This window comes from Bacillus sp. S2(2019), from assembly GCF_005144805.1.
In the GTDB taxonomy this organism is placed as follows: Bacteria; Bacillota; Bacilli; order Bacillales; family Bacillaceae; genus Bacillus; species Bacillus altitudinis.
Map to the genome: position 1 here is coordinate 127,303 of NZ_SWFL01000005.1, position 26,712 is coordinate 154,014.

Consider the following 26,712-nt stretch of genomic DNA (forward strand, 5'->3'; position numbering starts at 1 on the left):
GAGAAGTCTTCTGTCCTCTCGTTTTTTTATTTCCACTTACTTTACTCTCTTACGCTGATTCTGTCACAGTAGCAAAATATCAAAATACCACTCATTTCCTTGCTTAAAAAGTGATGTTGATTTCACAAATCCGCATTTTTCACCAACACATCCCATGACAAAATAAAAAAACGTCCAGTTATATGAAATAACTGAACGCGCACCTTTTACCGATTGACAGTGAAATTGTTAACAATCCCGCCTTCTTTCTCCCAAGCGGTTTCTACTGTTTTCTTCTTAATATCATATTCAAAAATGGTTCTGACCTTCGCCTTTCGTCCTGTGTCATCCTTTAATTCCTTTGCGTTCTTTGCAACACCTAAGAAATAAACAGATGTACCATCCGCAGAAAATTGCGGCTGGGCAGCACTTAAAATACGTACATCCTGACTGTTTTTAACAAGTGTCTTCGTTTTTCCTGTATCTACATCCATCACCTTAATAGATGATACTTCTTTTTCATTTCGAACCTTCACTTCTGTATAAATGAGTTTTTTATGATCTGGTGAAAAAGAAATATCATTGATGGTTTGAGAAATACGTGCAATTCGCTTTCCCTTCTCACCTGTTTGTAGGGTAATCTTCATGGTCGTTGGTTCAGGATCCATTCCTTTTTCATTTGCCTCATCCGTCTTTTTATAATCCTCTTTTAACGAATAATGCTGAATGGCCAACAGATTTGATGCTGGATCATAAGCAAAAGAACTCACCGTATCATCATCACTTTTTTCTGGATATAACACTTTCACTTTCTGTGTTTTCAAATCAAAAGACGCTACATAAAATTGCTCACCTGAATCCTTGTTATACCTTAAATATAACTGTTTTCCGTCACCAGAAAGTCTCATACTGTCGATTGAATCGTCACTCGTAAAGAGCGTTTTTTCTTTATCCGTTTTCACATTCAATTCCCGTATACTTACTTTTTGTGTGTCTTCATCTGTATACGTGTAGTATAAAAGCTGTTTTGCCTGATCATAAGCAATTGAAGGATATGCTGTCAGTTTCTCTGTATGAAGCGCCTTGTCATGCAAGTAATAAGTATTGTTTAACTTTTGATCCGTAAATGAAACAAGCAATTCGTCTTTTGCATCTTGATTTGTTTTCACTTTTCCTGCATGTTTTGCCTCTTGCCCCGGCTTCATCATGAAGAAGATGACGGCCGCAATTGCTGCGACTCCAATCACTGTGACGATCCACCATGTTGATTTTTTCATTGATTTTCAGACCCTCTCCACAAGAAAAGAAGCCAGAAAATGAACTTTTCCCGCTTCTTTGCATGCCTATGTATTAATAAGTGTAATGCCCTTTGACGACACCTTTACTTGTTTTATACCCAAGTGCTTTGAATGCTTTCGGACTTACGTCTAATACTGCGTTTGGCATTCTACCTACATCATATTTATATACTGTAATCACTTTATGTGGTTTCGCTTTTGTTGTCACTCTTAGTTTTGTACCTTTTTTCGGTACGTCAAATCCCATTTTCGTTGCTGCATCCCAATGACCGAGTTTTTTTCCATCTGCGCCTTTTTTACCGACACCATTATACCATGTAATATTGCCGCTTACTTTTTTTGCACTTGCTCCATGTGAGAAACTAAACGCTAAAAATAAACTAGCTACTGTTACGATTGTCGCGATAAGCTTTTTATTCATTAAAAAATCCTCCGTATTTGGTTTCTGACCCTATTATACATGAAGATGCACCCAGTTATTTTACAGTCACATTACAATTCGAATACAAGTTGACCACTTAATGACCGATTTTGTTCATAAATTTCACCAAAAACAGCCAGAACATCGTAAGTAGACCTCCCCTTTCGTTTTATATAATAGAAATGAATCAAAGATAAGGAGGAATTTCCATGAAAAAGTGGTTCATCGTTTTGAGTGTAAGTTTGACCTTCGTTTTGATGCTTTCAAGTATTCCCGCCTCTGCGGCTGGTCCTCGTCACGGCGCCATCGTGACACAAACGGATGAAGCCAAATGGTCAGGTATCTCGGCTGATATTGTGCTGCCAAAAACAGCCACTATTAAAAATGGCTATGCTGACTGGTATCTTGGTCTCGGTTCTGCCGTTGTTGAAAGCGGGATTTCAAAAACATCTTCTGGCTATAAGGTATTCCTGGGCACCGGCTCCCAAGGCGGCAGTCAATATTGGAACAGCGAATACGATTCAAGTATTAAAGATGGTGCACGTGTCAACTTAAAGCTCATCAACAATGGTGATGGCACAGTGTCACTATACGTCAACGGAAAACTGCGTTATAAGCAGCCTGTTTTCAATCCTAGTCGTCTGAAAGACTTCGATGTCGTCAAAATGGTACATGGCGTACAAGATAATGGAACAAACAGCTACTCGCAAGCAAGTTTCTCTAATGTACAGCTTCGCGCAAATACATCTGGAAGTGTCTATAAAAAATGGGACGGCACCGTCAAATCATCTCTTTTACGCAAAAATCTAGAATCAGGTGCTTCGACTCCAAAATTCACGGTCATTTCGTCTATCCCACTTAGTACAACCCTTTCAGCACAATAAAACACGAGCACCCACCTTTGGGTGCTTTTGATTGTTCACAGCTTATCAACACTTCTCTTTTAATCAAAACATCGATTCGTGGTAACATAAGCATACATACTTTGAAGAACAAAGGAGAAAGAACGTGAGAAAAAGTCTACTTGTTTTCATGAGTCTTGTTGCAACCTTCTCTATCCTAGCAGCTTGCTCAAATACGGCAAAAGAAGAAAAAACAGAATCTACGGCACTTCCAACGATTAATCAACGCATTCAAAATGAAACGAAAGAGGTCATGGAGCAGTCTAAGCTCGTAAAAGACACAGCGATCACCGTTGATCAAAAGAAAAAAGTCATTTCCTTAAACGTGACATCTTCATCTGAGACCAATAGTGATTACGCTGAAGTCATTGGTTTGAACTTTGCCAAAACACTAGCTATTGGTGCATCCACTGAAAAGGAAAACAACCTGCATAAACCGGAAAATGACAGCCTCGGTGCCCTCTACTCCTTTTATGACCTAAACATTACCGTGAAACAGGAAAACGGAAAAGTACTGGCAAAAGGAAAGAAAACAACAAATGAAACAAAGATTACCTGGGAGAGAGCCCAGTAATTGGACAAGAAAATCCTTTATGGATTTTCTTGTTTTTTTTAACAAAACTATTAACATTGTGAAAAGAATGCCGATGAGTAAGATTGTGTTGGTTCTTAAGTACCAATAATTCTTATTTACATATCGGAGGAAAGTATTATGAAAAGAACAACGGAATTTGTTTTAGGCTTAATTGGAGGTATTTTTGGGTTTTTTGGTGCAATGTTTGCCATTGCCTTTGGAGGACTCGATGCCGCATTTAGTGAATCAGGTACGAGTCAAATCACAGGATTAGGCTGGGCAGCAATGCTTTTCTCTATTCTTGCGATTGTGGCATCTGTTATCGTGAAGAAAAAAGCAAAGCTTGGCGGGATTTTATTATTAGTATCTGCTGTTGGTGGTATTATTTCTATTTCTATGTTCTTTATCCTTCCAGCTGTATTAATCCTCATCGCAGGATGCATGGGTGTGTTTAGAAAAGAGCCTGTCAAAACAGTTCCAGCTGAATAAAGTTGATATAAAAAAGCTTGTAGAGGGTCGCTCTACAAGCTTTTTTCATTGTATATTTTCATTTAAATCTTCTCTTATGATATCAATCAGTGTGTCAATATCCGAGTGAGTTCTAGATGCTAATCGTACCAGCAAATGATCGATATACTCATACAAATGACGATCTTTCAACATATACTTCCCATAATACGGAATGACAAAGAAATAGAGCAAATCAGCTACTTCTAGTGCAACGTCATCACCAACTTCATTCTTTAGCGCCTCCCCAACACATTGGATCAGCCAATTCAAATCTTCTTTCTTTTCAATCGAAACGTACATCAGCTGATGAATACGGTCCGTATCTCCCGTTTGTAAAATCTGCTCCGCTGCTCCCTTTGATAGAGCACCAATCTCTTTAGAAGATATATTAAGAACCGCGAATTCATTCTCTGATCTGTCTTGATCCATTTGCAGCACGTTTTGGTCCATCTCGACTCACTCCCCGTTCTCAGATACTTTTATTATAAGGAATTCATCTGATTTTTTATGGAAATAGTGGATTTTTTTATGTAATTTTAAACAAAAAAAGAACCAAATGATATGATTCAATCTCAATTGACATAAAAAAACCATTGCACTTTATTTCAATCTATCTCAATATATGTATGTTAGTAGATTGAAAGGGATGAGAGAAATGAAGATGAAACACCCGTGGATCAAAGGAATTATTGTCAGTGTGGTTCTCGTACTTGGGCTTGGAATCTTTCCTGTCCAGCTGCCCTTTTTACACATGACTCATGCGACACCAGTCGCAAAAGCAGCCGCACCGAAATACGTGACAACAGCGAATGTTCATCTTCGCAAGGGACCTGGAACAAAATATTCAGTGATATTGACCATTCCAAAAGGGAAAAGGATTCCTTATCTTAAAAAGAATGGTTCATGGATTCAAACAAAGTATAAAGGAAAGACGGGTTACGTCAGCTCTCAATATATTAAAAAAGCAGGCAAAAGCTCACCAGCTTCATATGCTGCTCCTTCCACTAAAACGCCAGGTACGTATGTAAAAGGGATATTGGTTGTGAATAAGAAACATAGACTCCCATCTTCATACAATCCCGGAGAAAACAAACAAGCGAGAAAAGCAGTAAACGCTATGATCGCGAAAGCAAAAAAAGCAAACATCCGACTCACCGCTTTTAGCACCTTCCGTTCATACGACCGTCAGCGTGTCTTGTACAACAATTACGTCGCCTCTCATGGCAAAAAACAAGCAGATCGATTTAGCGCAAGACCAGGCTATTCCGAACATCAAACCGGCCTTGCTTTTGATATCGGCGGTGCCAATTCAAAACATTGGGCTGAAGATTCTTTTGCCAATACAAAAGAAGCGAAATGGCTGGCCAAACATGCCCATGAATTTGGTTTTATCATCCGTTATCCGAAAGGTAAAGAAAAAGTGACAGGCTATCAATATGAACCATGGCACCTCAGATACCTCGGATCAAAAAATGCGAAAAAAGTGAAAAAGAGCGGCAAAACCCTTGAAGAATATTTAAACATAAAAGGATAACAACAAAAGCACTCTTTTTCTTCAGAGTGCTCTTTTCATATATTCTCTTCTCTCTTTTTCATCGCAGCCGCCATTTCCACTTCACCCTCTGCTTCCAGCTGTTCAATAATGCGAGCATAATCTCTTTCATGGCGATTTTGGCTTAACTTAAAAGCAGCTTGAACTTCATCAATGATGATTTTGAAGCCCACAATCCCTTTCATTTGTTTCTCTAACAGTTCCTCAGACAACGTATCCCATAACACTGGCTGATCTCTATGACTTTCATATGTCTCCAGCATCGCTGTTAATTCCTTGACCAGTTCTGATTTTTCGAGCAGTGCAGCCTTTCCATATACATGTACAGCTTGATAATTCCACGTCGGTACGGCTTCTTTCTCATACCATGAAGAGGATATGTAGGCATGCGGCCCTTGAAAAATGACGAGCACCTTCTCATTTTCTTCAAACGTTTTCCACTGAGGATTTCCAATTGCCATATGCCCTGAGATCACATACGAATCGCCAATTTGATGAAAACTCACTGGAATATGTGTCGCAATGGGCTTTTCATTCGTTGTCGTCACAACTGTAGCAAATGAATGAGATTGAATAAATGATTTGATTTTCTCCATATCTTTCACTTGAAAAAATGATGGTATATGCATGTTCCCTTCCCCCCTTATTTAATTAGTAGCTTCTCTTTTTGCCTTTTTTCACATCTTCCCAATCTTTTTCGATATTCTTTCGCACCCTTAGAAGATACTCATAAATCTGTTCCGCTTCCTCTTCAGAAAACCCATCCAGCGCTACCCGATTTGAATGATCATGTTCTCGTTTGATAATTGGATAGACGGCTTTCCCTTTCTCAGTTGGAAACAATTTCTTGATTTTTTTATTCGCTGAGTCATGTTTCTTCTCAATAAATTCATGCAGCTCTAATTTTTGAATAGCCCGAGCAGCCGTAGTTCGATCCACCTTAATCATTTCCGCTAGTTTTTCCTGAATGATGCCAGGCTCCTCACAAATACGCACAAGATACAAATACTGCCCCTTCGTTAAATCATACTCTTTAAATTCAATATTACTAATGGAATCAAGCGCGCGAGCAATCACGCCGATCTCCCGCAAAATTTCTCTCATTTATCACGCCTCTTTTTTATTGTATTTACATAAATTTTAAAAATTAGTATAGCTCATGAATATTGTATATGCAATAAAAAGCCCACTTCCTCTCTGGAAGTGGGTTTAACCTCTTATTTATCACGCCTCTTCGATCCAAACAATCCAAACACGACAGCCAGTGCAACAATAATCGCCACCCAAGTCGTAAAGCCCATATGATCACCGCTTTTCTTTTAAAATCATCTCATCTCTTTATGTTAGATAAAACCAAAAAAATCACTGTCTCTTTAGTTAACGGATGTAAAGCGGTGAAAGTTTCAATTCATTTAACGCTCTTAACCAAAAAATAGACAAAACAAAAACCCCTATATTTCAAGGGGTTTTCGAAGGGTGTTACATCATGCCACCCATGTACCGTACATGAACAAGAACATTCGTTCTTATTCATTTCGTCTTTTATCTCGGAATTTCAATTGATCAGTTATTTTGTATTTTTATCAATATTCACATTCAATTTCATTTCTTGTGACCAAATATGTGACCAAAAAAGCCATCCACAAGGACGGCCGAGTGTGAGCAATATAAGAAGAAAAATCATTGAAATATACGAATTTTTTTATACCTGTTTCCGCAGGTTAAACCGTATACTCTAATTATACACCACATTTAGACACCAAACAAACATTCGGTTATAATCTCTATTGAGGTGATACTGTGTGGGATGAAAGAAAAGATCAGAATAGATGGCAGATGAAATTCATCTTGCCAGAACATAATGAGGCATTAAGACAACTGCATCTTTCAAAAAAGAAAATTGAACAGCCGATTCTAAGTCCTGAGCAATTAGAAGAATTTGAATACACCATTGCAACCGCAATGAGTGAGGACATGCCCCTCAATTTTGAGTTATTCGATAATGGGTTTTCCAGAGAAATTTCGGGGCGAGTTGTATACGTGGACCACATAAAGAAACTGTTTCATGTAAAAGATAGCCGTTCTGATACAAATTTAATAAAATTTGCAGATATACTTAATGTAAAAATACTTTAAATAAAAAGGCCGTCCTTCTGGGCGGCCAAGTTGTTGTGAATAAAGAAAGAACTCCCCTTTTGGGGAGTTCTAGAATTCAAAGGTTAAGGCCCTGGACACTCTGCCATATTGGCGGGGCATCTTAGATACCGAGTGGCTACCCAGCTGACCGTAACCTCACTATACAACATATGCATTTTTTTGTCAACGTATTAATTTATTTTGAGAAAAGTTTTTTTGTTTCCCAAATGGAAAATTATGTTTCATAAAACATGATTTCGAGATAATTTCACAATACTCTTTTTTCTTATTTTCGTATTTTTGGAAGACGGCTCCTGCGACAAAATCAGATAATTGCAACATTCGCTCACTAGTTGAATCACCAAAGGTTAAGGCTGTAAAATACATACTGTCTGCTGCTGTAAAACGTCTTGACTTCATATATTCCTCTACTGCTCGGTTTCTAACAATATCTCTTCCATCAATTACAATTTCTAAGTTTCTTTGATTCCCCAATTCTTTATTAATTGCTTGTAAAATTAACTTCAATGGAAAATTGTACCTTGCATCCATATCTTTATAAAGTTGTGTATTGTCTAGTATTAAGTGCTTTCTATAAAGAAGATAACCAATCTTAATATTCTGATCCTCTACTAATTTATTCAATATAAATTCTCTTTGTTTCGGCTTACTTTTTTGGAATTTAAACTCTTTTACCTTTTTAAAAGGAAGATTAAAGGCTTTTCTAGCATCATTAATTATATGTCTTGCTTGTGAACGATAGCTCTTTTTTATTAGAACAATTCCATATGCTAAATACTTACTTGAACCCTTATCAAAATTTATACCGGCACATCCTGATTCGTCTATGTATGCTATCCACTCTGTATTCTCAGGTGCGTCCAACACACCTAATGATTTTAATCTATCTATTTCATTTTTGTATTGAGACACTACCTTAACCTCCGAACCTGTAATCTAATGTCAAATATTCTTAATTTTTTATTATACAACATATTTTTGACTTTCGAAATTATTTTTAACAAAATAACATAAAAAAGGAAGCAACTATATAGTTGCTTCCTTTTTTGGCTTACCAGTTCTTTTTACTTTTGATTCTTCCAAATAAACTCCCTCTTTTCGCTAGTAATCAAAATACATACTAAACATATCATGATTTAACCCAAAAAAGTATATAGAGGATTATAAAGGTTGCTGAACAAAATTATTCGTAAGGGCGGTATTTCTTCCGCCCTTCTTTTAATTCTTTTTCAAGAGCCTGTACATGTTGTAACAAAAACAAAGCAACTGTTCCAACCTTTTTGACTGGTTTGAGCTTTCCTGAACTCACAAGTGCGCTTAAGCGCTGGCGTGTTACTCCGAGTATCTCCCCGACTTCTGCTGTCGTTAAAACTTCTTTTTGAATAAACTTAATTTTTTCACTTTCGTTCATGTCGCTTTTCTCTCCACATCATTATTAATCCTTTTAACAAGGTGATTACAACGGCTGCCAGTAATACAGTATTCGCAATTTTTCCAGACATACTCTGATTTGTGGAATCAATTACAACAATACCAGCAATTAAAATCATCATCACGGCAAAATCTGCTGTGCTATAGTGTCTAAAGTATTTTTTCATATCATCGTGGACGTGGGCTTTTACGGTATACTGTAACACGCTTTTGCAGTATACTATATAGAGAGTAAGGGGATTTCTCCCCTTTTCTCTAGTGTATTTAGCGCTTCTTGCTTGTCCGGCGGGAGCGCTTTTTCTTTTTCTTGCTACGCTTTTCGTTTTCCTTCGTCCATATATCGTAGATATGTTTTACGATGGTCACGATACCTGCGGTAGCAAGAATCCAGTTTCTAACCTCGTCCACTTTAGCACCTCCTTTCTATACTTTAATTATAACATACCTGTTTACAATAGTAAACAGGTATGTTTAAAAAAATCCCCTTTTTGAAGAGGGGAAGAAGATTATTTAAAAATATTACTTCAAGAGTTTCTCTAAAACTGCTTTTGTCTTCGGTCCGTATATGCCGTCCGCCGTTAGGCCGTTCATTAATTGAAATCGCTTGACTGCATCCGCTGTTTTTGGACCATAGTAGCCATCAATCCCGTTGTTTTTTGCTCCCTTTTCAGGATAGAATAAAAGAGCGGCTAGTGCTTCCTGTACGGCTTTTACACCAGCGCCCTTTGTCAAAGGCTTGGTCACTTTAAGGATTCCAGATGGTAAGTTAAATGACTTCTTGGACGTGCTTGTTTTAGGCTTGATCGTGCTTTTTGATGGGGATGATTTAACAGGTTTAGCTTTTGTTGTTTGCTTTACTGTGCCAGCTAAAACCGCTTTATAATCAAAGACAGGACACGCTTTCCAAGAATAGCCCGGAAACTCATTGTGCCCTCTTGTTCTTTTGTAATTCGGCATATCTTTCTTCAATGCCGTTACTAAAGCTCGAAAACTCGTTTCCTGTGCTGCTGTCGGCTTTTCGGTTCTAAAATCCCCCACAAGACAAATGCCAATCGCAAAGCGGTTTGAATTGCCTACATGATAGGATTTGATTCCTAGATCATGATTCCATTCAATTGTACCGTCTTTGAGAATGACAAAATGATAAGCTATACCCGGCCAACCATTAGTGCCTACATGATAGTTTGCAAAAGTTGCACTGTTCCCCGATGTTGTTAAGCTATGATGTACTGCGATGTCGGTCTTAGCATTGACACCAACATTTGCGTAACTCCCCTTACTCTTTGTTTTTCCTCGAAGATCAACAAGCTTGCTTAATTGTCTAAAATTCATTTGCGTTCTCCCCATTCGTTTAATGGAATTTAAAAAAGCTACCCGAAGGCAGCTTCTATTTTGTTAATCCTTTTTGTTTTAGAACTTCTTTCTGCTTCTGTCCTCTAGGTGTCACATAGTTGTTTTTGAACCATGTGATAAGGGTCATAACCGTTGTAAAGAGTGTCGAGAAAGCAACATATAAAACGTTCGCTAAATTGTTTACAGACTCTTCATCCAATGGTAAAGGCGTTTTACCGAACATCACTAAAATTTGATTGATCAATGCAATTAAAAGAAGCACCGTGCGGATCACAGTGCCTTTGTCGATGTTTTTCATAATTCATTTCCCCATTTCATTTATTTTTGTAAGAATGTAAACGCAACGGCAATCACACCGCCAATCACTCCACTAATAACAGCTGTTATCATCGCCCCTGTGATTGTTCTTTTAATCCATGTTGTATTTTCTTCAATCTTGTTAAGCTGATTGTTTAAACTTTGAATTTGTTGATCATGCTTATCATAATTTCTCTCAAGAGTGTTAACACGCTGTTCCAAAGCCTTCTGACTAGACTTTAAATCTACCATGTCCTTTTGTATGATGTTCAAGTTGTTGACCTCCGTCACCTCTGACATCAGTAAGCCCCCATTCCTATTTCAAGTTCCTCACCTCCTTAAAGAAGGCAAAATAAAAACGCCTATTCAGCGTTTGCGTTTGTGTCATTCTCTTGTCGATTTAATAAAGCTTCTTTAAGCTTCTTATGTTCATCTGACAACATCGTATATGTCGCCCTCACTTCTGCAAATTTATTGTTTGCTTCATTGAGCAGCTCGCTTAGACTGATCACTTTTAACTGTGTTGCCCTCAGCTCTGTTTGCAGCTGTTCTTTTGTCATTTCATTACTCATGTGTTATCTCCTCCTGTATCTTTATTTCTTCTTTAATCTCTTGAAGTGTTTTTTCGGCTTCTTTCAATCTTTCTTCCAGTGATTTTGTAGGAGCGGCACCTCTAATTACGTTGGGTATCAGTTCCTTCATCTTCAATCACCCTTTCTGTAAAAGCATTTATATATCCATCTCTTTCACCTTCAACGCCTATTTTGATACTTAATAGAGTTAAAACGAGATAGTCAGAACCGGCATAACACGGCATTTGATCAGGTGACATGTAACTTTTGTCCAAATGATAAGTATGTTTCTTTTCTTGATCCATCGTTATATAAAGGTCATACAGCACTGGATATTTTCTTTCTTCATCCGCATCAAGCTTTATCAAAGCTGCTGGAAGCTCTCCTGTAACTAATTCCCCCTCATACATGTGATGAATAGTGCAAGCGCTCAATTCAATTCCTTGATCTGTTTCCTTTGCTTTCAGTGAACGAAAAAATGGATTACTTCTCTCTTCATCTCTAATTTCAATCACAGTAATTCTCCCTCACTTTGCTTCTGTAATCATCATAATATTAACGGTGTATGTCCTATTATCCGCATTAGAATTACCAACATTTCTAAGATATATTCTAAATCCCGAAGTTGTTTTATTTTCAAAGCCTGCAACAATGGCATTTGAATAAGCTCCTTCAACCTGCAAAAAGACATGAAACATATTTTCAATATTCCGGCCCGACCATACAGTAAAATCATGGCTCCCGATATTACTAGACACTCTTATGGGGATTGATTGAAAAATAATTTGACAATTTGTTTGAAGTCGATTCATGTTATCTTCCATCCATACACCAGCAGCTCTCAACAAGGTTTTAGTTTCGTTTCCGCTATACATATGAATGGTATGAGCGTTCAAGTCTCCCAAACCATCTAATGTATTTATAATAAATCCTTTTTTTGCGAATACATAAAAATACCCGTTATCTACATCAACTGCAAAGTTACCATCTTTGCTGACAGTCCATGAGCCTTCATTATATTGTCCGTTACCTTTAATATAATAATTTGTTCCTACAGAATTGATAATAGTTTCTTCATTTGATGTGATAGTAAGGTCAATGGTATCTGCTACCATAGAGAAAAGTTCTCTCTCAGTCGATCCGTTGTATTCCGTCATTTTAAAACCTGAACCATCTATGAAATCAGAAAACAGGTAGAATCTATATGTATCTTTACCTGCCACTGATAATCCTGAACCACCTTCAAGGGTTATAAAGCCTTTATCAATTGTTGTTCCTCCAACCACTTCTTTATTGTCATCTCTAAATGATTGTTTAAAAACTCCTTCTTTTATAGTTAATACGTTTGTCGTTCCGTCAAAATATTCTTGATATATCTCATTAGCAGTTATATAAGATTTATATCTGGAATTTTGAGAAATTGGCTCGATTCTAGCCCCTTTGATGATCGAACCCTCAATCGTAATCCCTTTAATTGTGCCAGCTGTGATTTTGTCAGCAGATAGATTGGCTATTTTGGCATTTGTGATGGCGCCATCTGTGATGTGCGCCGTGTCAATTATCGCTGTGCCTAAATGTGCTTTTTGGATTGCGGCATTTGCAATTGCAGCTGATCCAATCGCTGCATTAGAAATGTGCGCTGAGTTTATAGCTGCTTCATTAATATGCAATGATGTAATTGACTTTTCGGTAAGCATCACATCATAGGGGCTTGGTGACCATTCTTTTATTTCACTGCCTGACCTTAACTGTACATTGCGTATATCGAACGAAACAGATGTCACATCTAAAGTTTCAATACCTTCCACAGTTGTTGATGATCTCGCAACACTACCTATAATGGTATCTTGTGAGTTTGGCGTAAAATTGACCCAAGTTGAATTATTGTTGTATTGCCATTGTGAGCCGTTATATCTCACTACTCTGAAATCATATGTTTGTACCGTGACACCGCTTGTAAACCTTGAATTATCTGATCCTGTAAACATTAAAAAGGCATTGGTTTCAGTAGAATTTGCTCCTATACCTTCTAAATTTGTGCTAATTTCGGTGCTTCCCTTTGGAAATTTGTAAATAGTTCCGTCTGGCGTTGTAAAAGAAGCATTTTCACCGAAGATAACTTGAATTTCCCCCGGGTTGTACGATGCGGCGAAGTTCATATTTTTTAAAAACTGTATGTCTCTTACTCCCCCGCCACGTTGAACCCCATTTACTGTTAGGGCAGGTACCTTTCCACCTAAACCAGCTATTAAGATGTAATAGTCAGAATTTGTTTTGCCAGTAAATTCGAAAGGAATATCATATCTCACAAATTCTTCTTCTGGATAATTGGTTATGTCCGTGTATGGCGATGGAATCAGAACACTTTCCGTACTATTAGAATTGGTAATTCTTCTTACATAAACATAATTGAAGTTATCCATTAAACCTCTTTTGGCTTCGAAAGACAAAATATATTGTTTTCCGTTTTCTAATCTCAACGTTTTTCTTTTGTTTGTTGTAATTCCTATAGCATTATAAGTCGAATTTCTCATCACAGAAACGACATTAGACCTTTCGTTTTCCTTGAAGAAAAGAAAGCCATTATTCACCGCTGTTAAATCGCTTGATCGCAGGAGAGAACCCGGTAGTATGTTTGAATTCTCAATGTCTGTATATAGCTTTTCAGCAGTGACCGAGAGCGATGCCAATTTATCCGCTGTGACAGCACCGAACATAATATCATCGGTGAGGATTCTCACTGTCTTTGCTTCATATTCTTCTGACCAATCACTAGCCGTTCCATGTGTATTTATGGTTCTCAATCGGTAATACCATACCTGATCAGCTTCTACACCGTCTTGATGATGCCAGCCGCCTGTTTTGCCTCGGAAAATAAGCTGTGCGGCTGTAGGTGTAAACCCCTTATTTTGTGATGCGTACACTTCATACGCAGCTATAAAGGATCTAGGGTCATAATCCCATGTAAGTGAAATCGTCTTGTAAAGACCTTCTACTTTGATATTAGCTGGACGTGGCGGCTTCGTGTTTGGGAAACTACCATCTGTCACGTTGCCCGCTTCCGGCTTTCTCTCCCATGTGCCACGATTACTATCAATGATCTTTTGCAACTGCTTTACTCGGTCATCACCCTGTAAGGCTGACAAGAACTGCCCGATCTCAACGACACACGTATTTTCAGGATCTGTGATGTCATATTCCATTACTATAATTCGCTGTGAAGTTTCGATCGGAATTGCGAAATTACGGTCAATAGCAATGGTTGTATCTCCAAGATCAACATGCTCATGCTCATACCCCTCAACGCCTTCAAGAAGCTTAACCGATAATTCATAGTTGACTTCTGTTTTTGAAGCGACAGTGATTAAATGGTTGTAAGTTGCTTTCAACAATTCTTCGGGATCTTCAATATCTTCATCGCTGAAAATATCTTCTCTATGAATTAATTCCCCATTTTTCAAGCGGCCGTATTTTTGTAATAGAGCAGGATCACCTACCCACTCTTGCCCCTTTGGTTTGTCTACTGGATCACCATTTGATTTTTTCCACTCAACATCTGCGAAGTCGATAAAACGGGAATATCCCCCTGTTTCTTCTCCGTCATCGTCAGTTGTTTCCAATGATGCGCCATAACCATATAAAGCAGTCTTCGGATAGCTGATCACAGTACGTCTTATACTTTCAGTGTCTTTATCAATTTCAAACCGTTTGCCGCTGTCTTTACCTCTGCGCGGCAGGACCTTGATTGTGCGTTTGGTGATGGTATTCCCATCAAACTCCACCACGTCTTTAAACTCTCCGCCCCATTTGTTTAAAACATCGCTTAAACATTCAAGAGCATTCATTTTATAAAATGATGTCGAGTTTAGACCTAGTTCGGCGGTCACTTCTGCGGTCCACCGGGTTCTTTCAAACACTTGATCAAGAACATACTGCGCCGTTTTATCTTTTGGCCGCTTCTCTTTAATGATTGTTTCAGCCAATTCCATCATTGCGGCTTCACATGTTACGAGAGTGTTAATCTCGGCACCATCATCTGTATCATCAAGCTCTTTTATAACAAATGCACGTAATTCGCCGTCCTTATCTCGGAACACGACTTGATTCTCTTCAAACAAATAACGTGCGTCAGGATGGGAAGCATCCGCAATAAAAGAAAAAGAAGAACCCAAGTTGAGTTCTTCTTTGTATTTAGCATCCCAAAAATTACATGAGTCCTGTCCGTCACTGGACAGAACAGCCAAAAGTTCATCTTCTGGCGATAAAATAAATATCTCAGCCATGACGGACCCCCTTATAGATAAGCTTCATTGAATTTGATACTACTTTTATGGCTAAATCTTAACTTGACTGGCTTTTGAGCAGGAAAATCGAAAAACTCAGATTGGATTTGCAGGCCATTCATAATTGCTTTTCCGTTGTTCATGATTTTTCGTTTAGCAATGTCAATTACAAGCGTGTCACCAGCGATGAAATTATAAACAATTTTAATAGTTTTTTTCACGCTATTATCTGAATTTAGAAGAGACACTTCATATGAAGTAGCAGCTGCCGTAAATACGCATTCTATTTGCGGTTCAACTGTTGCTAAGCTCGGATTCGTAAATGTCCTCAAGCCGCTATTAAATTCATAAAGTGCCGTTGCTCCGTATTTAATTGGATCAGTACAAAGAAAAGTTAGTGTAGCACGTTGTAAACCTCCCTTTGTTTCCCCCTCTGTCGAACTCTCAAATATAGCATTGTATACCCTGTCGGGCTCATCGAAAAATACAAGCGGCTTTTCTTCATCTGTATGCAGAATAAAGTTCAATTCCTCTTGTTTTTTCTTTAATTCACTTTCACTACTAAATGCAAATAGAACCTCTAAGGTAATAACTCTTGTTGGAACTCGTGTACGACGAAGAAAACCGCCTCGGCGGTTCCCTTTCGTTTCAATATTCACTTCTCGACCTACAACACCCCTGCCGCTGGGTGCCTCTTTAAGGTAAAAATATTGTGATATGTCGATACCGTTAAAAGTGATCTTCCATTCATTGGGGACAAGTTGTTGATAATTTATCATGTGATCCTCGTCCTCCTTGCGTTCGCTCTCTTCTGCTCGTTTTCAACTGGCTTCGCAACACCTTGACCAACCTTTTTGCTGTCCATTTCAATAACAATCACTTGCTCGGGCAGTTCAATGTTTTGCAGTTCTGCGCTTAACTCATGTTTAACCGCTCCTATTTTACTGTTTGTAATAGAAGCATCGTAAGCGATGTTTAAATCTTCTTGTTTGATGTACATTGCATCTGTTACGGCATTCATTGCTTTACTCACAGTACCTACACCTTGCTGAATCCCCACAGCAATACCAGCTGGCACCATGACACCCACTTGATCACGCATTAAACGTGAAGGCGAATGAATTTTCAGCTTCTTTTTGATCGTTTTTTCAATTGTAGATGCGATGCTATTGGCTTCCTTCGCAAGCTCGCCTTTCATGTTTTTCATTCCTGAAATAATGCCAGCCATCGTGTTAGATCCAATAGCTTTCCCGCTCTTTTTAAGTGATCCCAGCTGCTTAACATTTACAGTCAATTCACTGATCTTATTCATGTATTCATTTTTCAGTTTGTTTAGTTCTGAGTTAGCCGCATTTCTCAATTCAGTGATCTTTTTAGTTGTTGCATTTTTAAGATCCGCAAGTTCTTTTGTCGCTTGTTCGCTTGCCATGCTGTGTTTTTGTTTCCATAGAGAGATATATTTATCTAGCTCTGGAGCAGACATGGAAGCAATAGCTTTTATTTGATCAGCTGATCCCACGCCCATTTGTCTTAATTCATCAACGAATTCTTTTGGTGCGCTGCCTGTTAGTTTTGATAGGTCAGACTGGAAACCTTTCATTTTATCAATTTGCGCTTGAAGATTATCCAGAAGCTTTGACCCACTTACTTTCTCTGTGGTAACACTATCAAATAATCCCATAGCATTGTAAATGGAATCAGTACGATCTTTAAGAGCATTTTTATATTCTTCATTAGCCTTCTTGATGTCGCTGGTTAGCTTGTCGTTAATGCTTTTGAACTTAGATAGATAAGAATTGTTTGCTGAAAGAATACCTTTATTCAGTTTTTCAGCCGCTTTCTTCTCGTTCTCTTTCTTTTTTAGTGCTTCTCTAGTTAGATTATTCTGCGTTGCATAGATTTCCCGCTGAATTTTATTACGCTGGTCAGCTGTCAGTTTTTCCTTCTTTTTAATCTTCTCAAGCTGCTTAATGTATGTCTGACCACTTATTTTCTTGGTGTCATACTTCAATTCTGCATTAGCGATCTTTTGAGAGACTTTCTTTTGATACGCCAACTGCGCTTTTGCCTTTTTGCGCTGTGCCTCAAGTGCCTTCTTCTTCTGTTGAGCCTGTGTTTTCTTCTGTGCATTGTATATTTCACGCTGGATCTTCGCATTTTGAGTAGATGTTAACTTGTTGTGTTTCTTGATTGCATTTAATTGCTTGATATATGTCTTTGAGCTGATCTTACCTGTGTCAAACTTGGTTTCCACAGCTCTAATCTTGTTATCAACGCCTGTTTTTCTTCTCGCATTCGCCTTGCGTGCCGCAGCAGCTTGTTTTTTCTTCAATGCTGCCGCTTGCTTTTGCGCTTTCTTCATTTCAGCCTGCGAAGCTCTCTGCGCTGCTTGTGTTGTCTTTTTGGCAGAAGAAACAACTGTATTAGTTGATTTATCCAAACCAACAGCCATACCAGCACCCAAGTTATATCCGATCTCATCCCGCATCCAACGTGAAGGAGAATGGATTTTAAATAGTTTGGTGAAGGTGTTTTTGACATTGTTGACGATGCTTGATGCTTTATTATAAAGACTAGATGCCATTCCACCAATACCACGAACAAGACCAGCTATGATGTTTTTACCAATGCTAAACAGATTTATTCCTTTGAAGAACCGCACAACCCCATTCCAGATGTTACTAATGGTTGTTTTAACAGCTCGCATTGTATTGCCAATAGCGGTTTTCATGTTGTTAAAAATAGATTTAACAGTGTTGAAAATGCCGCTAACTAGACTTTTGACTGTGTTTTTAATACCATTCCAGACACTAGAAATAAAACTTTTTATTCCATTAAAAACTGATGATGTAAGTTTTTTTATGTTGTTCCAGTTGTTCACAAAGAAGTTTTTAATGCCGGCTAAAACGCTGCTGAAAAATGATTTAATTCCATTCCAGATTGATTTAGCCACATTTTTAATACCATTCCAAACGCCCGAAACAACGGATTTTATTGCATTCCAAACAGTTGTGAATATTTTCTTGTGTGTATTCAATGAATTGACAAAGAAAGATTTAATACCGTTCCATATATTGGATGCAACCTTTTTGATGGCATTCCAAACACCGGTTATAAAGCCTTTAATAGTTCCCCAAACTGTTTTCACAATTTTTTGGTGAGCTGCAAATGTTGTTTTAAAGAAATTTACAATACCCGTCCAGACTGCGGAAGCGACTTTCTTTATTCCTTCCCATAATCCTTTTAAGAAGTTTGAAACAGCACCCCATACTTTTAGAGTAAACGCTTTGACTTTATCCCAATTGGCGATGATTAAAGCCACAATTCCTATTACTGCGGCTGTTATCCAGCCAATAGGACCCATCGCAACAACCCAAGCCGCTGCCATTCTAACAGCATTCGCCATCGCTTGAGCGGCCATAACAGCCATTCGTGCAATGAATAAAGCCATTTGTTTTATCCCATTTTGTAACATGAGAATGAATGAACTCATCTTCGTTGCTGTCCACGCTGCTGCCATTCTTGTTGCATTCGCAATGGATTGTGTAGCCATTAACGCCATTTGGGTGACCCATAGAATCATTTGTCTAATGCCGTTTTGCAACATCATGATAAATGAATTTATGTTCATGATCGTCCATGCCGTTGCTGTTCTCGTCGCTTGAACAATTGACTGAGCAGCCATAACAGCCATGTTTCTTATCCATAGAGACATTTGAACGATTCCGTTCTTCAGAGCAGTGACAAACGCCGAAATTTTCATTGCTGTCCAAGAAACTGCCATTTTAGCGCTGTTTGCTATAGCTTGAGCCGTCATAACTGCATACTTTGCTATAAATTTAGAAATCCATATGATCCCTAATTTCAACTGGCCCACTAAACTAATTAATTTAACTCCGGCTGCTGTTTCTTTAAAGCTTCTTATATACAATGCCGCTGCTTTAAAATCTTTAAATCCGTTAGTTAATGAACTGACAGCTACCATTGCCGGAACAATCGCTCTAACGACACCAATAAGAGATAAACCAGCTGCGATAAATTGTCCAATTGCTGGATTTGCTTCCATTGCAGCATTAGAAAATTTCAAGAAGCTGTTTACAGTTTCTAAAATTGTTTTTCCGAGTGGAGCCATGCCGATCAGTAGATTTATTATTGTCCGAGAAATTTGACCAAGCGTACTCCACACTGTTGGTCCTGTTTTTTCAATGTAGGCGATGAAGTTTTTGAAACCTTCTGTGTGTTGAACACTTCCCGCCCATTCTCTGAATCTGGCTGTCATATCAACTAAAGAAGTGAGCATGTCGGAAGACATTGGACCAAACGCAGCGAATAAACGGCGTAATGCACCTGAAAAGTTTGTGATAACTTTTAAGATTTTCGGGCCGTTTTCACGGGTATACGAAATAAAATCTTGGAACCGTTGTGATGAGCTTAAACCTGCCGCCCATTTAGCCCAAGAAGCAGTTGCTTTTTCCATGCTTGCAGCCATATCATTTCCTAGTGGACCAAAAGCCACAATAAGGTTCATGACTGTTCTCATAACATTTCCGGCAATGTTCCCGAAGGTCACAAAAGCTTTACCTGCATTGTTGTTCATCCATTTGATGAAATTTTGCATGTCTTTTGCTTTGAAAGCATTATCAAGGTTTTTCGTTAATGTAACCGCTCCATTTGCAACGTTAACAAACATAGGTCTAAGACTATTCAGAACCGTTTTAAACGTTGTGAGAGAGTTCGTGAACGATTTCAAGATGGGTTTTTGTGTGATCTTCGCAATGTCTTGCCAGTTATCTTTAAAGTCTTCTAAAGTAGCAAGGGCTTTCTTCTCTTCTTTCCCTAGCGACTCTTGCAAAACTTTGATTTTTTCCATGATTTTGGCTCGCTCTTTCGCATTGGTGGCATCATCTAGCTTGGCTTGTAGCTTGTCTAAATCTTGACCAGTTTTGATAACACTACCAATGGACGTAACAGCCAATGCACCAAAAGCCACAGCGCCAGTACCGGCAGTAGAAAAAGCACTGACAAGCCCCATTAATCCACTCGTAGCCGATCCAATCATTGGACCAAGTGCCCCAATTACTCCCACAGCACCAGATAAAGTAGGAGCTAAAGCAGGTAATAGAGCAAGCAAACCACCACGCAAAGCATTCCCCATAACATTTGATATGGAGTTTGTTATTTTTGAAAGCCTGTTCATGGCATTCTCAAATTTATCTAGCCGTTCCTCGAAACCCTTCCATACATCTTTTATTTTAATAACAACAGTATTAGGAAGACTCGCTAATGCTGCTCTTGCAATCGCCACAGAACGAATCAAAGCCGCTGAACTTGCATTTATAATTGTTGTAACCCTGTTCGGTATGCTTGCTAATGCAGCACGAGCAGCGGCAACAGATGAATTTAAGTTACTTGCGTTTCCTGCAATCATTGTCGTCACTCTCTGCGCTATTGAAGAAAGAGCGGTACGAGCAACGGCAACCGTTGAAACTAGCGGGCTGGCATTAGCTTCAATGATTGAAGTTACTCTTTGAGATATAGAAGATAATGCCGTACGTGCGACAATTACAGCTCGTCCTAAAGGAGTAGGATTTCCAGCTATGACGGTTGTCACTCGTTGAGCGATTGACCTTAGCCCTGCTTTAGCACGAGCTATTGAACTAGTTAATGGATTGTTATCTCCCGTAAAATAAGTATTAATTCGTTGCGGAATCTCACGCAATTTTTGACGGGCAATACGAACCGCCCTTGTTAAAGGATCTGCATCAGCGTCTAGGTCAACTCGGTTGCGTTCATGACGGCGCAAGAAACTGTCCATTTGCTGTTCAGCTTCCCTAACACGCCTTTGAAAATCAGCGATTTCAGCATCTACTTCAACAGTGTGATGATCACGCATACGGCGCATCATATCGTTTACTTTGTCCATTTGCTTTTTGAATTTACGTGTTTGCGCCTCGACAACCGCCGTTAATTTTTCGATCAAATCCTCACCCCTTTTCTTTAGAATTTCTAAGTATGTTCCTTAATCCAATGTTGAGATCGTTTAGCTTTTTGGCATCCACTTGATTTTTGAAGCCGTTTCCAGTGACATCACGCTCAAGCTCTGTCCTAGCTTTTTGTGCATCAAACATTTGTGACGGTTTAACTTTTTTGGCGTTATTCGCATACCGATGAAACATTGCGTTAATTGTCATTCGCTCTATTTCATCAATTTCACGCAGCTTGGCCGCCTTGAGCTTGCGTTTATACTCGTTTGGAGTCCATGACATGATGAGATCGTTGTCATAGACACCCATCCAACGAGCTGCATCTTCTATGACTTTGAGGTAGTCGATCCCATCCGCTCTTTGCGGGCTTGCTTGAGCATTTCCATGTACTCTTTCGCTTGTTCCTGTTCCTCGATCCGTTTCGCTGCCATTTCTGGCGTTTCGTTCGGTGCCGCTTTCTTCGGTGCCCCCATTTTCTCCATCATGGTCCATTGCTGACGGATCTTGCCTTTGAAAAAACCCGCATTCTCAAGCGTCTGGAATGCTTCGTTAATCAAACGGTCAGTAGCATCACCTTTAGTGTCTTCGTCAATGATTTTCATAATTGCATCTTCAATTTGTTCTGAAGACGGTTTACTGCCTTTAAGGTGAGATAAAGCGCAATCCCAAAAAGCTGAAAGCATTAAAGCATCTTCGTTTAGCAAACCCATGTAAATGTTAAGCGTACCGCCAGCTTTGTCTTCCTCTTTCGTTGTGTATTTTTCGTTTGCTGTACGGTCAAATGCAAAGTCACATCTTGCTGTATATTCCTTACTTCCAATTGTTAAAGTAGCCATTTATAAAAACCCCCGATTTGTTTTTTGTAATAGAAAAGAGCCTCCAGATAATAGAGGCCCTTCAAGTGTTATTCTCCTGTGGAAGCCGGTTCTGTCTGTGTAACGATTTCACTCATTGGAGACTCGCCAGCTTCATTCACTGCTGTCACATTAATGGTCAGTTTCGTATCAGGATTCATCCCTGTTGCGACATAACTTGTGTTAGTGACGTTTTTATCAAGACGCTTGTCTGCACCTCTGTATACGTTATATGAAGTCGCCCCTTCTACCGCATCCCACTTTACTGAAATACTGTCAGACGTAGCTGTAAACGATAGATTTTGGGGCTGCTTAGGGTGTCTCAACTTTCTTATTAAGTTCACCAAACTGCTTGAAGCTGTCAGCACCAGCAGCAGATCGAATTTGAGCAATTAATTCTGGATCTAGCGGCTCTAATTCGTCTTTAAACGTCTTGCCGAGAACAGGAAGAGTTGTTGAAACCTCGATAAAACCATCCTGCGGTGCGCTTTTCTCAAGGCTTTCAATGATCGCATGACCATATTCAGCATCATGTTTTCCATTTGCGTTTAAGTTAAGATTTACTTTCCATACCTGTACTGCTTCCTCTTTGTCAAAAGCAGCTTCAATGGCTTTTTGACCTGGATCATCGTCCGCAGCATAAAAAGATAACTCAAAACTTTCACTTTTTGTTCCATATCCAACGATACGACCTGATTTTGTGCTTTCGTCAAGTGAATCTTGCTCTTTCGTGTGAGAACCCTCAGTCTGAAAAGCAATAAATAATCCTTTTTGATCCGTTGCGCTAATTGGTTGAACAATGAAAACTTCATCCTTACCATTCAATAGGTTTACCACTAAAAACACCCTCTCAATTGTTTATCGTGTATCTCATTCGCAAGATACCGTGTTTTGTATATCCGTCTATGTCTGTGATGACCTGCATCCCTCGCAGCTCAGAACGGCATAAAGAAAAGCCCTCTATTTCTAGGGGCCTTTTGGTCAATGCTTGCAACATGAGGTCTATGACCTGCTGCGCTTCCTTTTTTCCTTTGTAATCTGACCAGCAGTGTAAAACCACGTTTACAACCTCGCCAGCAGATGTTTTTGTCTCAAATAAGGACACATCGTCATCACCCATTGAGACATAAGGCTTTTTAGTATCTTTGGAAACCGCATCAAAAACGCCTGTGACACGTTCGTTTAACCGCTTATCCATAGATAGCCTTTCAAATATAGCAGCCTGTAACGGCCACAATGATGAGCGCATTTCAGCAGCTCCTTTCTATTGCGTTTCACGGGCAAAATGCCTCATTCCCTCTTCTACAGCAGGATTAAAGAATGGTTGCGCCCTCATACCTCTAGTCATCACCCATCGGCCTAGCTTTTCATCATAATAGACCCACGGTGTTTGACGGCCGCCGCCTTCCTCTGCATAAATACCGGTTCCATACTCAACGTATATGGCGTAATCGGCACCAACGGTGATTATGGCTTTCAATCCTTCATCACGATATTCGACCTCAATAGAGTTCTTAAGGTTCCCACCATCAATCATGGCTGTTGGCGCATTAATGACAGCATGACTGTAAATCAGTTCTGCTGTTTCTGTGACAATTTGTTTTGCTCGATCTATGACTTTGCGCTCGAATTTCTCAACCGTTTTCGCCATTTGCTTTGCCCATTTGCCGCTTACCTCAGCCATTTAGCACCTCTGACACTTGGCATTTGAGACACATGATCTCATTTTCTCCACCTTGATCAATAGGATCTGATTTCAACGTGAGTATTTTATTTTTGTGTTTAATTCTCATGGTCTTTTCAATGTCTTCTCTGTACTCGAAATAGACATTGTGATCAACTGGGTTTTGCAGCTGTTGAGCTTGATAAAACTCTCTTGATGTAACACTTGTCACTCGTGCGGGTATTGTAAGATAGTTCACATGCTTTTCAGTGTAGCCGCCGCCACCGTCCGGCACTTTTCCAAGCTTTTGAAACGTGATTTCATGTGGGAACTCTTCAAATTCATAACTCACCAATAAGCCCTCCTATACGGGTACAGGTACTTAGTGACCGTTTCAGGAAAATCAGTGTCATAAGAGTACGACACATCACCCATGCTTCGACTTGCCAAACCTGCTGGTTTTAAATTGTACTCAGCGGCTTTCGCAATAAAGAGTTTTACACCCGCCGGAAGGTCATCTGCATCAAATTTGTTCTTACAAAAATCAGAAGCATATTCAACAAAAATAGGAACAACCTCAGACAAGTAATCATCGTGCTTATCTGTGGTCATTCCTATCATTCTTTTAATCTGTTGGATGTCCATTGGATCACCCTTTCAATTTTTCAAGCAGTGTTTCACGCTTCATGTTGTAATAACCAGCAATACCTTTATCTTTAGCTTCCTGCTTTAGCTGCTCAACAGTCATTTCATCATAAAAAAGTTCCTCTTGAGTAGCACTCTTTTTCATGTCAGCTCGCCTTTTCAATTCTTGTTCTAAGAGCCAAAAGGTTGTTGCTCCCATTTACTCGGTGCCTCCTTCTGCTTCTGTTTTAGTTGCGATTTCTGACATTGCAGATTCGCCGCTCTCATTAACAGAAGTGACATTGATTGTTAACTTAGTATCAGGCGTTAGACCGTCAGTGCTGTATTCAGGCTTGGTTACATTCTTATCAAAACGCTTGTCTGCTCCCCGATAAACATTGTATGAATCCGCCCCAGCTACGGCATCCCAATTGACAGTCACAGATTTACTTGTGCTTGTAAACCGTAGGTTTTGGGGCGCATTAGGGCGTAGGAATAGGCTCTTCCACTGGAAGTGAATCATCAACAATAATAGATTTTTGAAGGTATGTTCCAAAACCTACATCAGCTCTATTATTAGGAATGAACTCAATCAAGTTTTGTTTCTGTAAATTTGTATGCGTTACCGAATGCATTGCAATTGAAGTGAATTTCCCTTTAGCATCCCCAAGTAATTGAGCTGCATCAAGAATCACTTCACCGCTTAATTTTGATTTAGCTGCTGCGTTTGGTCCTTCATTGGAAATAATCTTCACAATTCGGACTTTCTTTTTGTCATAAACACGTTCATAGTTTCTAGCGCTTGCCAATTCTTTGAAGGTAGGCATTTCGCCAGCAACTTCTGCTTCTGTCCACTTGAAACCACGAGGATGCATAATGAATTTCTTGCGATTGATCAGAATATCTTCACCTTTAAGTGAATTTCGATCTGTTTCGGTCGGTACTTTAGGCACTCCTGGAGCATAACCAACCGCACCACCAGCAAATAAGTAAGTTGTATACTTTTTCTCGTCACCGCTCGAAATATCTAAAACAAGATCCCCATCATTATTAGTAATGTTGCTACTAAAGACACCATTCAGCATAAGAAAAATCATTCGCTGCATTTGTCTTTCCCAATAATTATTAACACGATCCCCAATTGCTTTCATTGGGTCAGAACCAGCAAGTTCACCCGCTAAATCTTCTGCACTCCAAGCCTTTCCATACAGAAATACACGGGCAACGTCTTTACCTGAATTGATTTTTTCTGGTGTCAATGCGAAGTTTGATTGAATCGCCTCTGGATCTCCTTCAAGGTCATTCCAGAAAGGCATATTGACTGTATCTCCACCGCTTGGAACTTCTAAGTTAGGTACTGGCTGAATAATTCCACTTCGATATACTGCTGTTTGTTCAACAGTGTTATTCATTGTGTACTGGTTAAAAATTTCTGGGATGATAACATCCTGAACTCTAGTTACTGCCATTTAAATTCTCCTTTATAATCCATAGATTGCAGGATTCCCGCCTGCTTGGATGATTAATTTTTTAGCTTGTTCTGGATCACTTCTTAAAATGTTCCCTTGCTCAGTTAGGTTTAAATGGTCCTGACTGAATGGATTTTTAGCTGTTGGCAAATTAGCCGCTGAATTTCCTGTTCCATGTGGCTGTCTTCCCGCTAAACCCGGTGAACTGTCATTATCTGTGTTGAACAAATAACTGTCACTCTCTTTTAGAGCGGTTAATTGCTCATCAAGACCAATGACCTTATCATCAGATAATTTAAGCCCATCTACGTTTAAATTGGCTTTTACAGCTTTGATGTTTTTCGCCTTTGCATCACGTAAAGCACTTTCGAGAGCAAAGTCAAAGGCTTGTTTCTCCAGCTTTTGCTGATATTCCTCAGACACCTTTTTATTTTCTTCTTGCAGCTGCTCAATTGCGTTTTGAAGCTCTTCATTTCCCTTTGCTTGCTTCTGTAAAGCGGTTAACTGCTGATCCCGCTCGTCAAGCTGGCTTTTCAATTCCTTCTTTTCATTGTTCACTGCGTCAAACCGCTCTTTCGGGAACCATTGACCGTTACTAACAATATCAATTTTTTGATCTCCAGCTTTTTCGACTACTTGAGCATACAGATCGTCACCGAGTAATTCTTTTAAACTCATTTCAACCTCTCCTTTGATGTTTTTTTGCGTGTCCACCTCACGCACAGGATTTACGCTTAGTTTGGCTCCAAGCCTTTAGAATGAGCAAAAGAGCCTTTTTATGTCATGCTC

At 39.2% G+C, this 26,712-nt stretch carries 33 protein-coding genes; 5 read left to right on the forward strand and 28 right to left on the reverse strand.

Annotated features, from left to right (window positions below; all coding sequences use genetic code 11):
* Positions 1-206: 206 nt before the first annotated feature.
* Complete coding sequence (locus FBF75_RS17405) at positions 207-1,256, reverse strand: hypothetical protein (protein ID WP_046342824.1); 1,050 nt, start codon at positions 1,254-1,256, stop codon at positions 207-209.
* 73 nt (positions 1,257-1,329) lie between these two features.
* Positions 1,330-1,698, reverse strand: a complete 369-nt coding sequence (locus FBF75_RS17410) for an RlpA-like double-psi beta-barrel domain-containing protein (RefSeq protein WP_003213878.1) — start codon at positions 1,696-1,698, stop codon at positions 1,330-1,332.
* A 209-nt stretch (positions 1,699-1,907) separates the two neighbouring features.
* On the opposite strand from FBF75_RS17410, the gene FBF75_RS17415 reads away from it, so the two are divergent.
* The 3 genes from FBF75_RS17415 (at position 1,908) to FBF75_RS17425 (ending at position 3,663) form a co-directional block, all read left to right on the forward strand.
* Entirely contained in the window at positions 1,908-2,582 is a 675-nt protein-coding gene (locus FBF75_RS17415) for a hypothetical protein (protein ID WP_035391490.1), read from the forward strand.
* A gap of 124 nt (positions 2,583-2,706) precedes the next feature.
* Positions 2,707-3,174, forward strand: a complete 468-nt coding sequence (locus tag FBF75_RS17420) for a hypothetical protein (protein ID WP_048002791.1) — start codon at positions 2,707-2,709, stop codon at positions 3,172-3,174.
* A 138-nt stretch (positions 3,175-3,312) separates the two neighbouring features.
* Positions 3,313-3,663 carry a DUF4064 domain-containing protein gene (locus FBF75_RS17425; protein WP_008344359.1) on the forward strand — a complete coding sequence of 117 codons (351 nt, stop codon included), beginning with the start codon at positions 3,313-3,315 and terminating at the stop codon, positions 3,661-3,663.
* A gap of 45 nt (positions 3,664-3,708) precedes the next feature.
* Here the strand turns inward: FBF75_RS17425 and FBF75_RS17430 are convergent, their stop codons facing one another.
* Positions 3,709-4,134, reverse strand: a complete 426-nt coding sequence (locus FBF75_RS17430) for a hypothetical protein (protein WP_048002790.1) — start codon at positions 4,132-4,134, stop codon at positions 3,709-3,711.
* Between the two features lie 205 nt (positions 4,135-4,339).
* Here FBF75_RS17430 and FBF75_RS17435 point away from each other — a divergent pair, with 205 nt between their 5' ends.
* On the forward strand, positions 4,340-5,218 hold the full coding sequence (locus FBF75_RS17435) for a D-alanyl-D-alanine carboxypeptidase family protein (protein ID WP_019743784.1): 879 nt from the start codon (positions 4,340-4,342) through the stop codon (positions 5,216-5,218).
* A 35-nt stretch (positions 5,219-5,253) separates the two neighbouring features.
* On the opposite strand, the gene FBF75_RS17440 is transcribed toward FBF75_RS17435, so the two are convergent.
* Both FBF75_RS17440 and FBF75_RS17445 read right to left on the reverse strand, forming a co-directional pair.
* Positions 5,254-5,865, reverse strand: coding sequence for an FMN-binding negative transcriptional regulator (locus FBF75_RS17440; protein WP_081114873.1), 612 nt, complete (start codon positions 5,863-5,865; stop codon positions 5,254-5,256).
* 22 nt (positions 5,866-5,887) lie between these two features.
* Positions 5,888-6,340, reverse strand: a complete 453-nt coding sequence (locus FBF75_RS17445) for a MarR family winged helix-turn-helix transcriptional regulator (protein ID WP_125590703.1) — start codon at positions 6,338-6,340, stop codon at positions 5,888-5,890.
* Positions 6,341-7,036: 696 nt separating this feature from the next.
* Between FBF75_RS17445 and FBF75_RS17450 the strand changes: the two genes are divergently transcribed.
* A complete protein-coding gene (locus FBF75_RS17450) occupies positions 7,037-7,372 on the forward strand; it encodes a YolD-like family protein (RefSeq protein WP_136944990.1) in 336 nt (111 codons plus the stop codon).
* A 183-nt stretch (positions 7,373-7,555) separates the two neighbouring features.
* Here FBF75_RS17450 and FBF75_RS17455 read toward each other — a convergent pair whose 3' ends face one another.
* The 23 genes from FBF75_RS17455 to FBF75_RS17575 form a co-directional block, all read right to left on the reverse strand.
* Positions 7,556-8,305, reverse strand: coding sequence for a DUF3800 domain-containing protein (locus tag FBF75_RS17455; RefSeq protein WP_169476122.1), 750 nt, complete (start codon positions 8,303-8,305; stop codon positions 7,556-7,558).
* Between the two features lie 271 nt (positions 8,306-8,576).
* Entirely contained in the window at positions 8,577-8,804 is a 228-nt protein-coding gene (locus tag FBF75_RS17460) for a helix-turn-helix domain-containing protein (RefSeq protein ID WP_136944992.1), read from the reverse strand.
* Positions 8,805-9,088: 284 nt separating this feature from the next.
* Positions 9,089-9,232, reverse strand: coding sequence for a hypothetical protein (locus FBF75_RS19715; protein ID WP_169476124.1), 144 nt, complete (start codon positions 9,230-9,232; stop codon positions 9,089-9,091).
* 111 nt (positions 9,233-9,343) lie between these two features.
* Positions 9,344-10,156, reverse strand: coding sequence for a peptidoglycan recognition protein family protein (locus FBF75_RS19865; protein ID WP_276606739.1), 813 nt, complete (start codon positions 10,154-10,156; stop codon positions 9,344-9,346).
* 55 nt (positions 10,157-10,211) lie between these two features.
* A complete protein-coding gene (locus FBF75_RS17480) occupies positions 10,212-10,475 on the reverse strand; it encodes a phage holin (protein WP_039167446.1) in 264 nt (87 codons plus the stop codon).
* Between the two features lie 20 nt (positions 10,476-10,495).
* Positions 10,496-10,774, reverse strand: a complete 279-nt coding sequence (locus tag FBF75_RS17485; RefSeq protein ID WP_039167447.1) for a hemolysin XhlA family protein — start codon at positions 10,772-10,774, stop codon at positions 10,496-10,498.
* A gap of 62 nt (positions 10,775-10,836) precedes the next feature.
* Positions 10,837-11,046 carry a hypothetical protein gene (locus FBF75_RS17490; RefSeq protein ID WP_136944994.1) on the reverse strand — a complete coding sequence of 70 codons (210 nt, stop codon included), beginning with the start codon at positions 11,044-11,046 and terminating at the stop codon, positions 10,837-10,839.
* A gap of 101 nt (positions 11,047-11,147) precedes the next feature.
* The gene (locus FBF75_RS17495; RefSeq protein WP_136944995.1) at positions 11,148-11,561 is read right to left on the reverse strand and encodes a hypothetical protein; all 414 of its coding nucleotides are present in this window, start codon (positions 11,559-11,561) and stop codon (positions 11,148-11,150) included.
* 12 nt (positions 11,562-11,573) lie between these two features.
* Positions 11,574-15,329 carry a prophage endopeptidase tail family protein gene (locus FBF75_RS19870; RefSeq protein ID WP_240692402.1) on the reverse strand — a complete coding sequence of 1,252 codons (3,756 nt, stop codon included), beginning with the start codon at positions 15,327-15,329 and terminating at the stop codon, positions 11,574-11,576.
* 11 nt (positions 15,330-15,340) lie between these two features.
* Positions 15,341-16,108, reverse strand: a complete 768-nt coding sequence (locus FBF75_RS17510) for a distal tail protein Dit (RefSeq protein ID WP_136944996.1) — start codon at positions 16,106-16,108, stop codon at positions 15,341-15,343.
* The gene (locus tag FBF75_RS17515) at positions 16,105-21,309 is read right to left on the reverse strand and encodes a phage tail family protein (RefSeq protein ID WP_136944997.1); all 5,205 of its coding nucleotides are present in this window, start codon (positions 21,307-21,309) and stop codon (positions 16,105-16,107) included. Before FBF75_RS17515 ends, FBF75_RS17510 begins: the two co-directional genes overlap by 4 nt.
* A gap of 4 nt (positions 21,310-21,313) precedes the next feature.
* Positions 21,314-21,622, reverse strand: coding sequence for a hypothetical protein (locus tag FBF75_RS17520; protein ID WP_136944998.1), 309 nt, complete (start codon positions 21,620-21,622; stop codon positions 21,314-21,316).
* Between the two features lie 17 nt (positions 21,623-21,639).
* Complete coding sequence (locus FBF75_RS17525) at positions 21,640-22,149, reverse strand: tail assembly chaperone (RefSeq protein ID WP_136944999.1); 510 nt, start codon at positions 22,147-22,149, stop codon at positions 21,640-21,642.
* A 68-nt stretch (positions 22,150-22,217) separates the two neighbouring features.
* Positions 22,218-22,493, reverse strand: coding sequence for a fibronectin type III domain-containing protein (locus FBF75_RS17530; protein ID WP_346763441.1), 276 nt, complete (start codon positions 22,491-22,493; stop codon positions 22,218-22,220).
* Positions 22,480-23,004, reverse strand: a complete 525-nt coding sequence (locus FBF75_RS17535; protein ID WP_046526964.1) for a phage major tail protein, TP901-1 family — start codon at positions 23,002-23,004, stop codon at positions 22,480-22,482. Before FBF75_RS17535 ends, FBF75_RS17530 begins: the two co-directional genes overlap by 14 nt.
* Before the next feature lie 13 nt (positions 23,005-23,017).
* Positions 23,018-23,416 (reverse strand): DUF3168 domain-containing protein, encoded by a 399-nt coding sequence (locus FBF75_RS17540; RefSeq protein ID WP_136945000.1) that lies wholly within the window; start codon positions 23,414-23,416, stop codon positions 23,018-23,020.
* A gap of 15 nt (positions 23,417-23,431) precedes the next feature.
* A complete protein-coding gene (locus tag FBF75_RS17545) occupies positions 23,432-23,851 on the reverse strand; it encodes an HK97-gp10 family putative phage morphogenesis protein (protein ID WP_046526966.1) in 420 nt (139 codons plus the stop codon).
* Positions 23,844-24,185 (reverse strand): phage head closure protein, encoded by a 342-nt coding sequence (locus tag FBF75_RS17550; RefSeq protein WP_136945001.1) that lies wholly within the window; start codon positions 24,183-24,185, stop codon positions 23,844-23,846. The genes FBF75_RS17545 and FBF75_RS17550 overlap by 8 nt, the downstream gene beginning before the upstream one ends.
* Entirely contained in the window at positions 24,179-24,475 is a 297-nt protein-coding gene (locus FBF75_RS17555; RefSeq protein ID WP_136945002.1) for a phage head-tail connector protein, read from the reverse strand. Before FBF75_RS17555 ends, FBF75_RS17550 begins: the two co-directional genes overlap by 7 nt.
* A gap of 4 nt (positions 24,476-24,479) precedes the next feature.
* On the reverse strand, positions 24,480-24,674 hold the full coding sequence (locus FBF75_RS17560; RefSeq protein WP_136945003.1) for a hypothetical protein: 195 nt from the start codon (positions 24,672-24,674) through the stop codon (positions 24,480-24,482).
* Entirely contained in the window at positions 24,675-24,977 is a 303-nt protein-coding gene (locus FBF75_RS17565) for a fibronectin type III domain-containing protein (protein WP_080673871.1), read from the reverse strand. It lies immediately after the preceding gene.
* Positions 24,937-25,923 (reverse strand): coat protein, encoded by a 987-nt coding sequence (locus FBF75_RS17570; protein WP_136945004.1) that lies wholly within the window; start codon positions 25,921-25,923, stop codon positions 24,937-24,939. The genes FBF75_RS17565 and FBF75_RS17570 overlap by 41 nt, the downstream gene beginning before the upstream one ends.
* 12 nt (positions 25,924-25,935) lie before the next feature.
* Positions 25,936-26,601, reverse strand: coding sequence for a phage scaffolding protein (locus FBF75_RS17575; protein ID WP_136945005.1), 666 nt, complete (start codon positions 26,599-26,601; stop codon positions 25,936-25,938).
* Between the last annotated feature and the right edge of the window lie 111 nt (positions 26,602-26,712).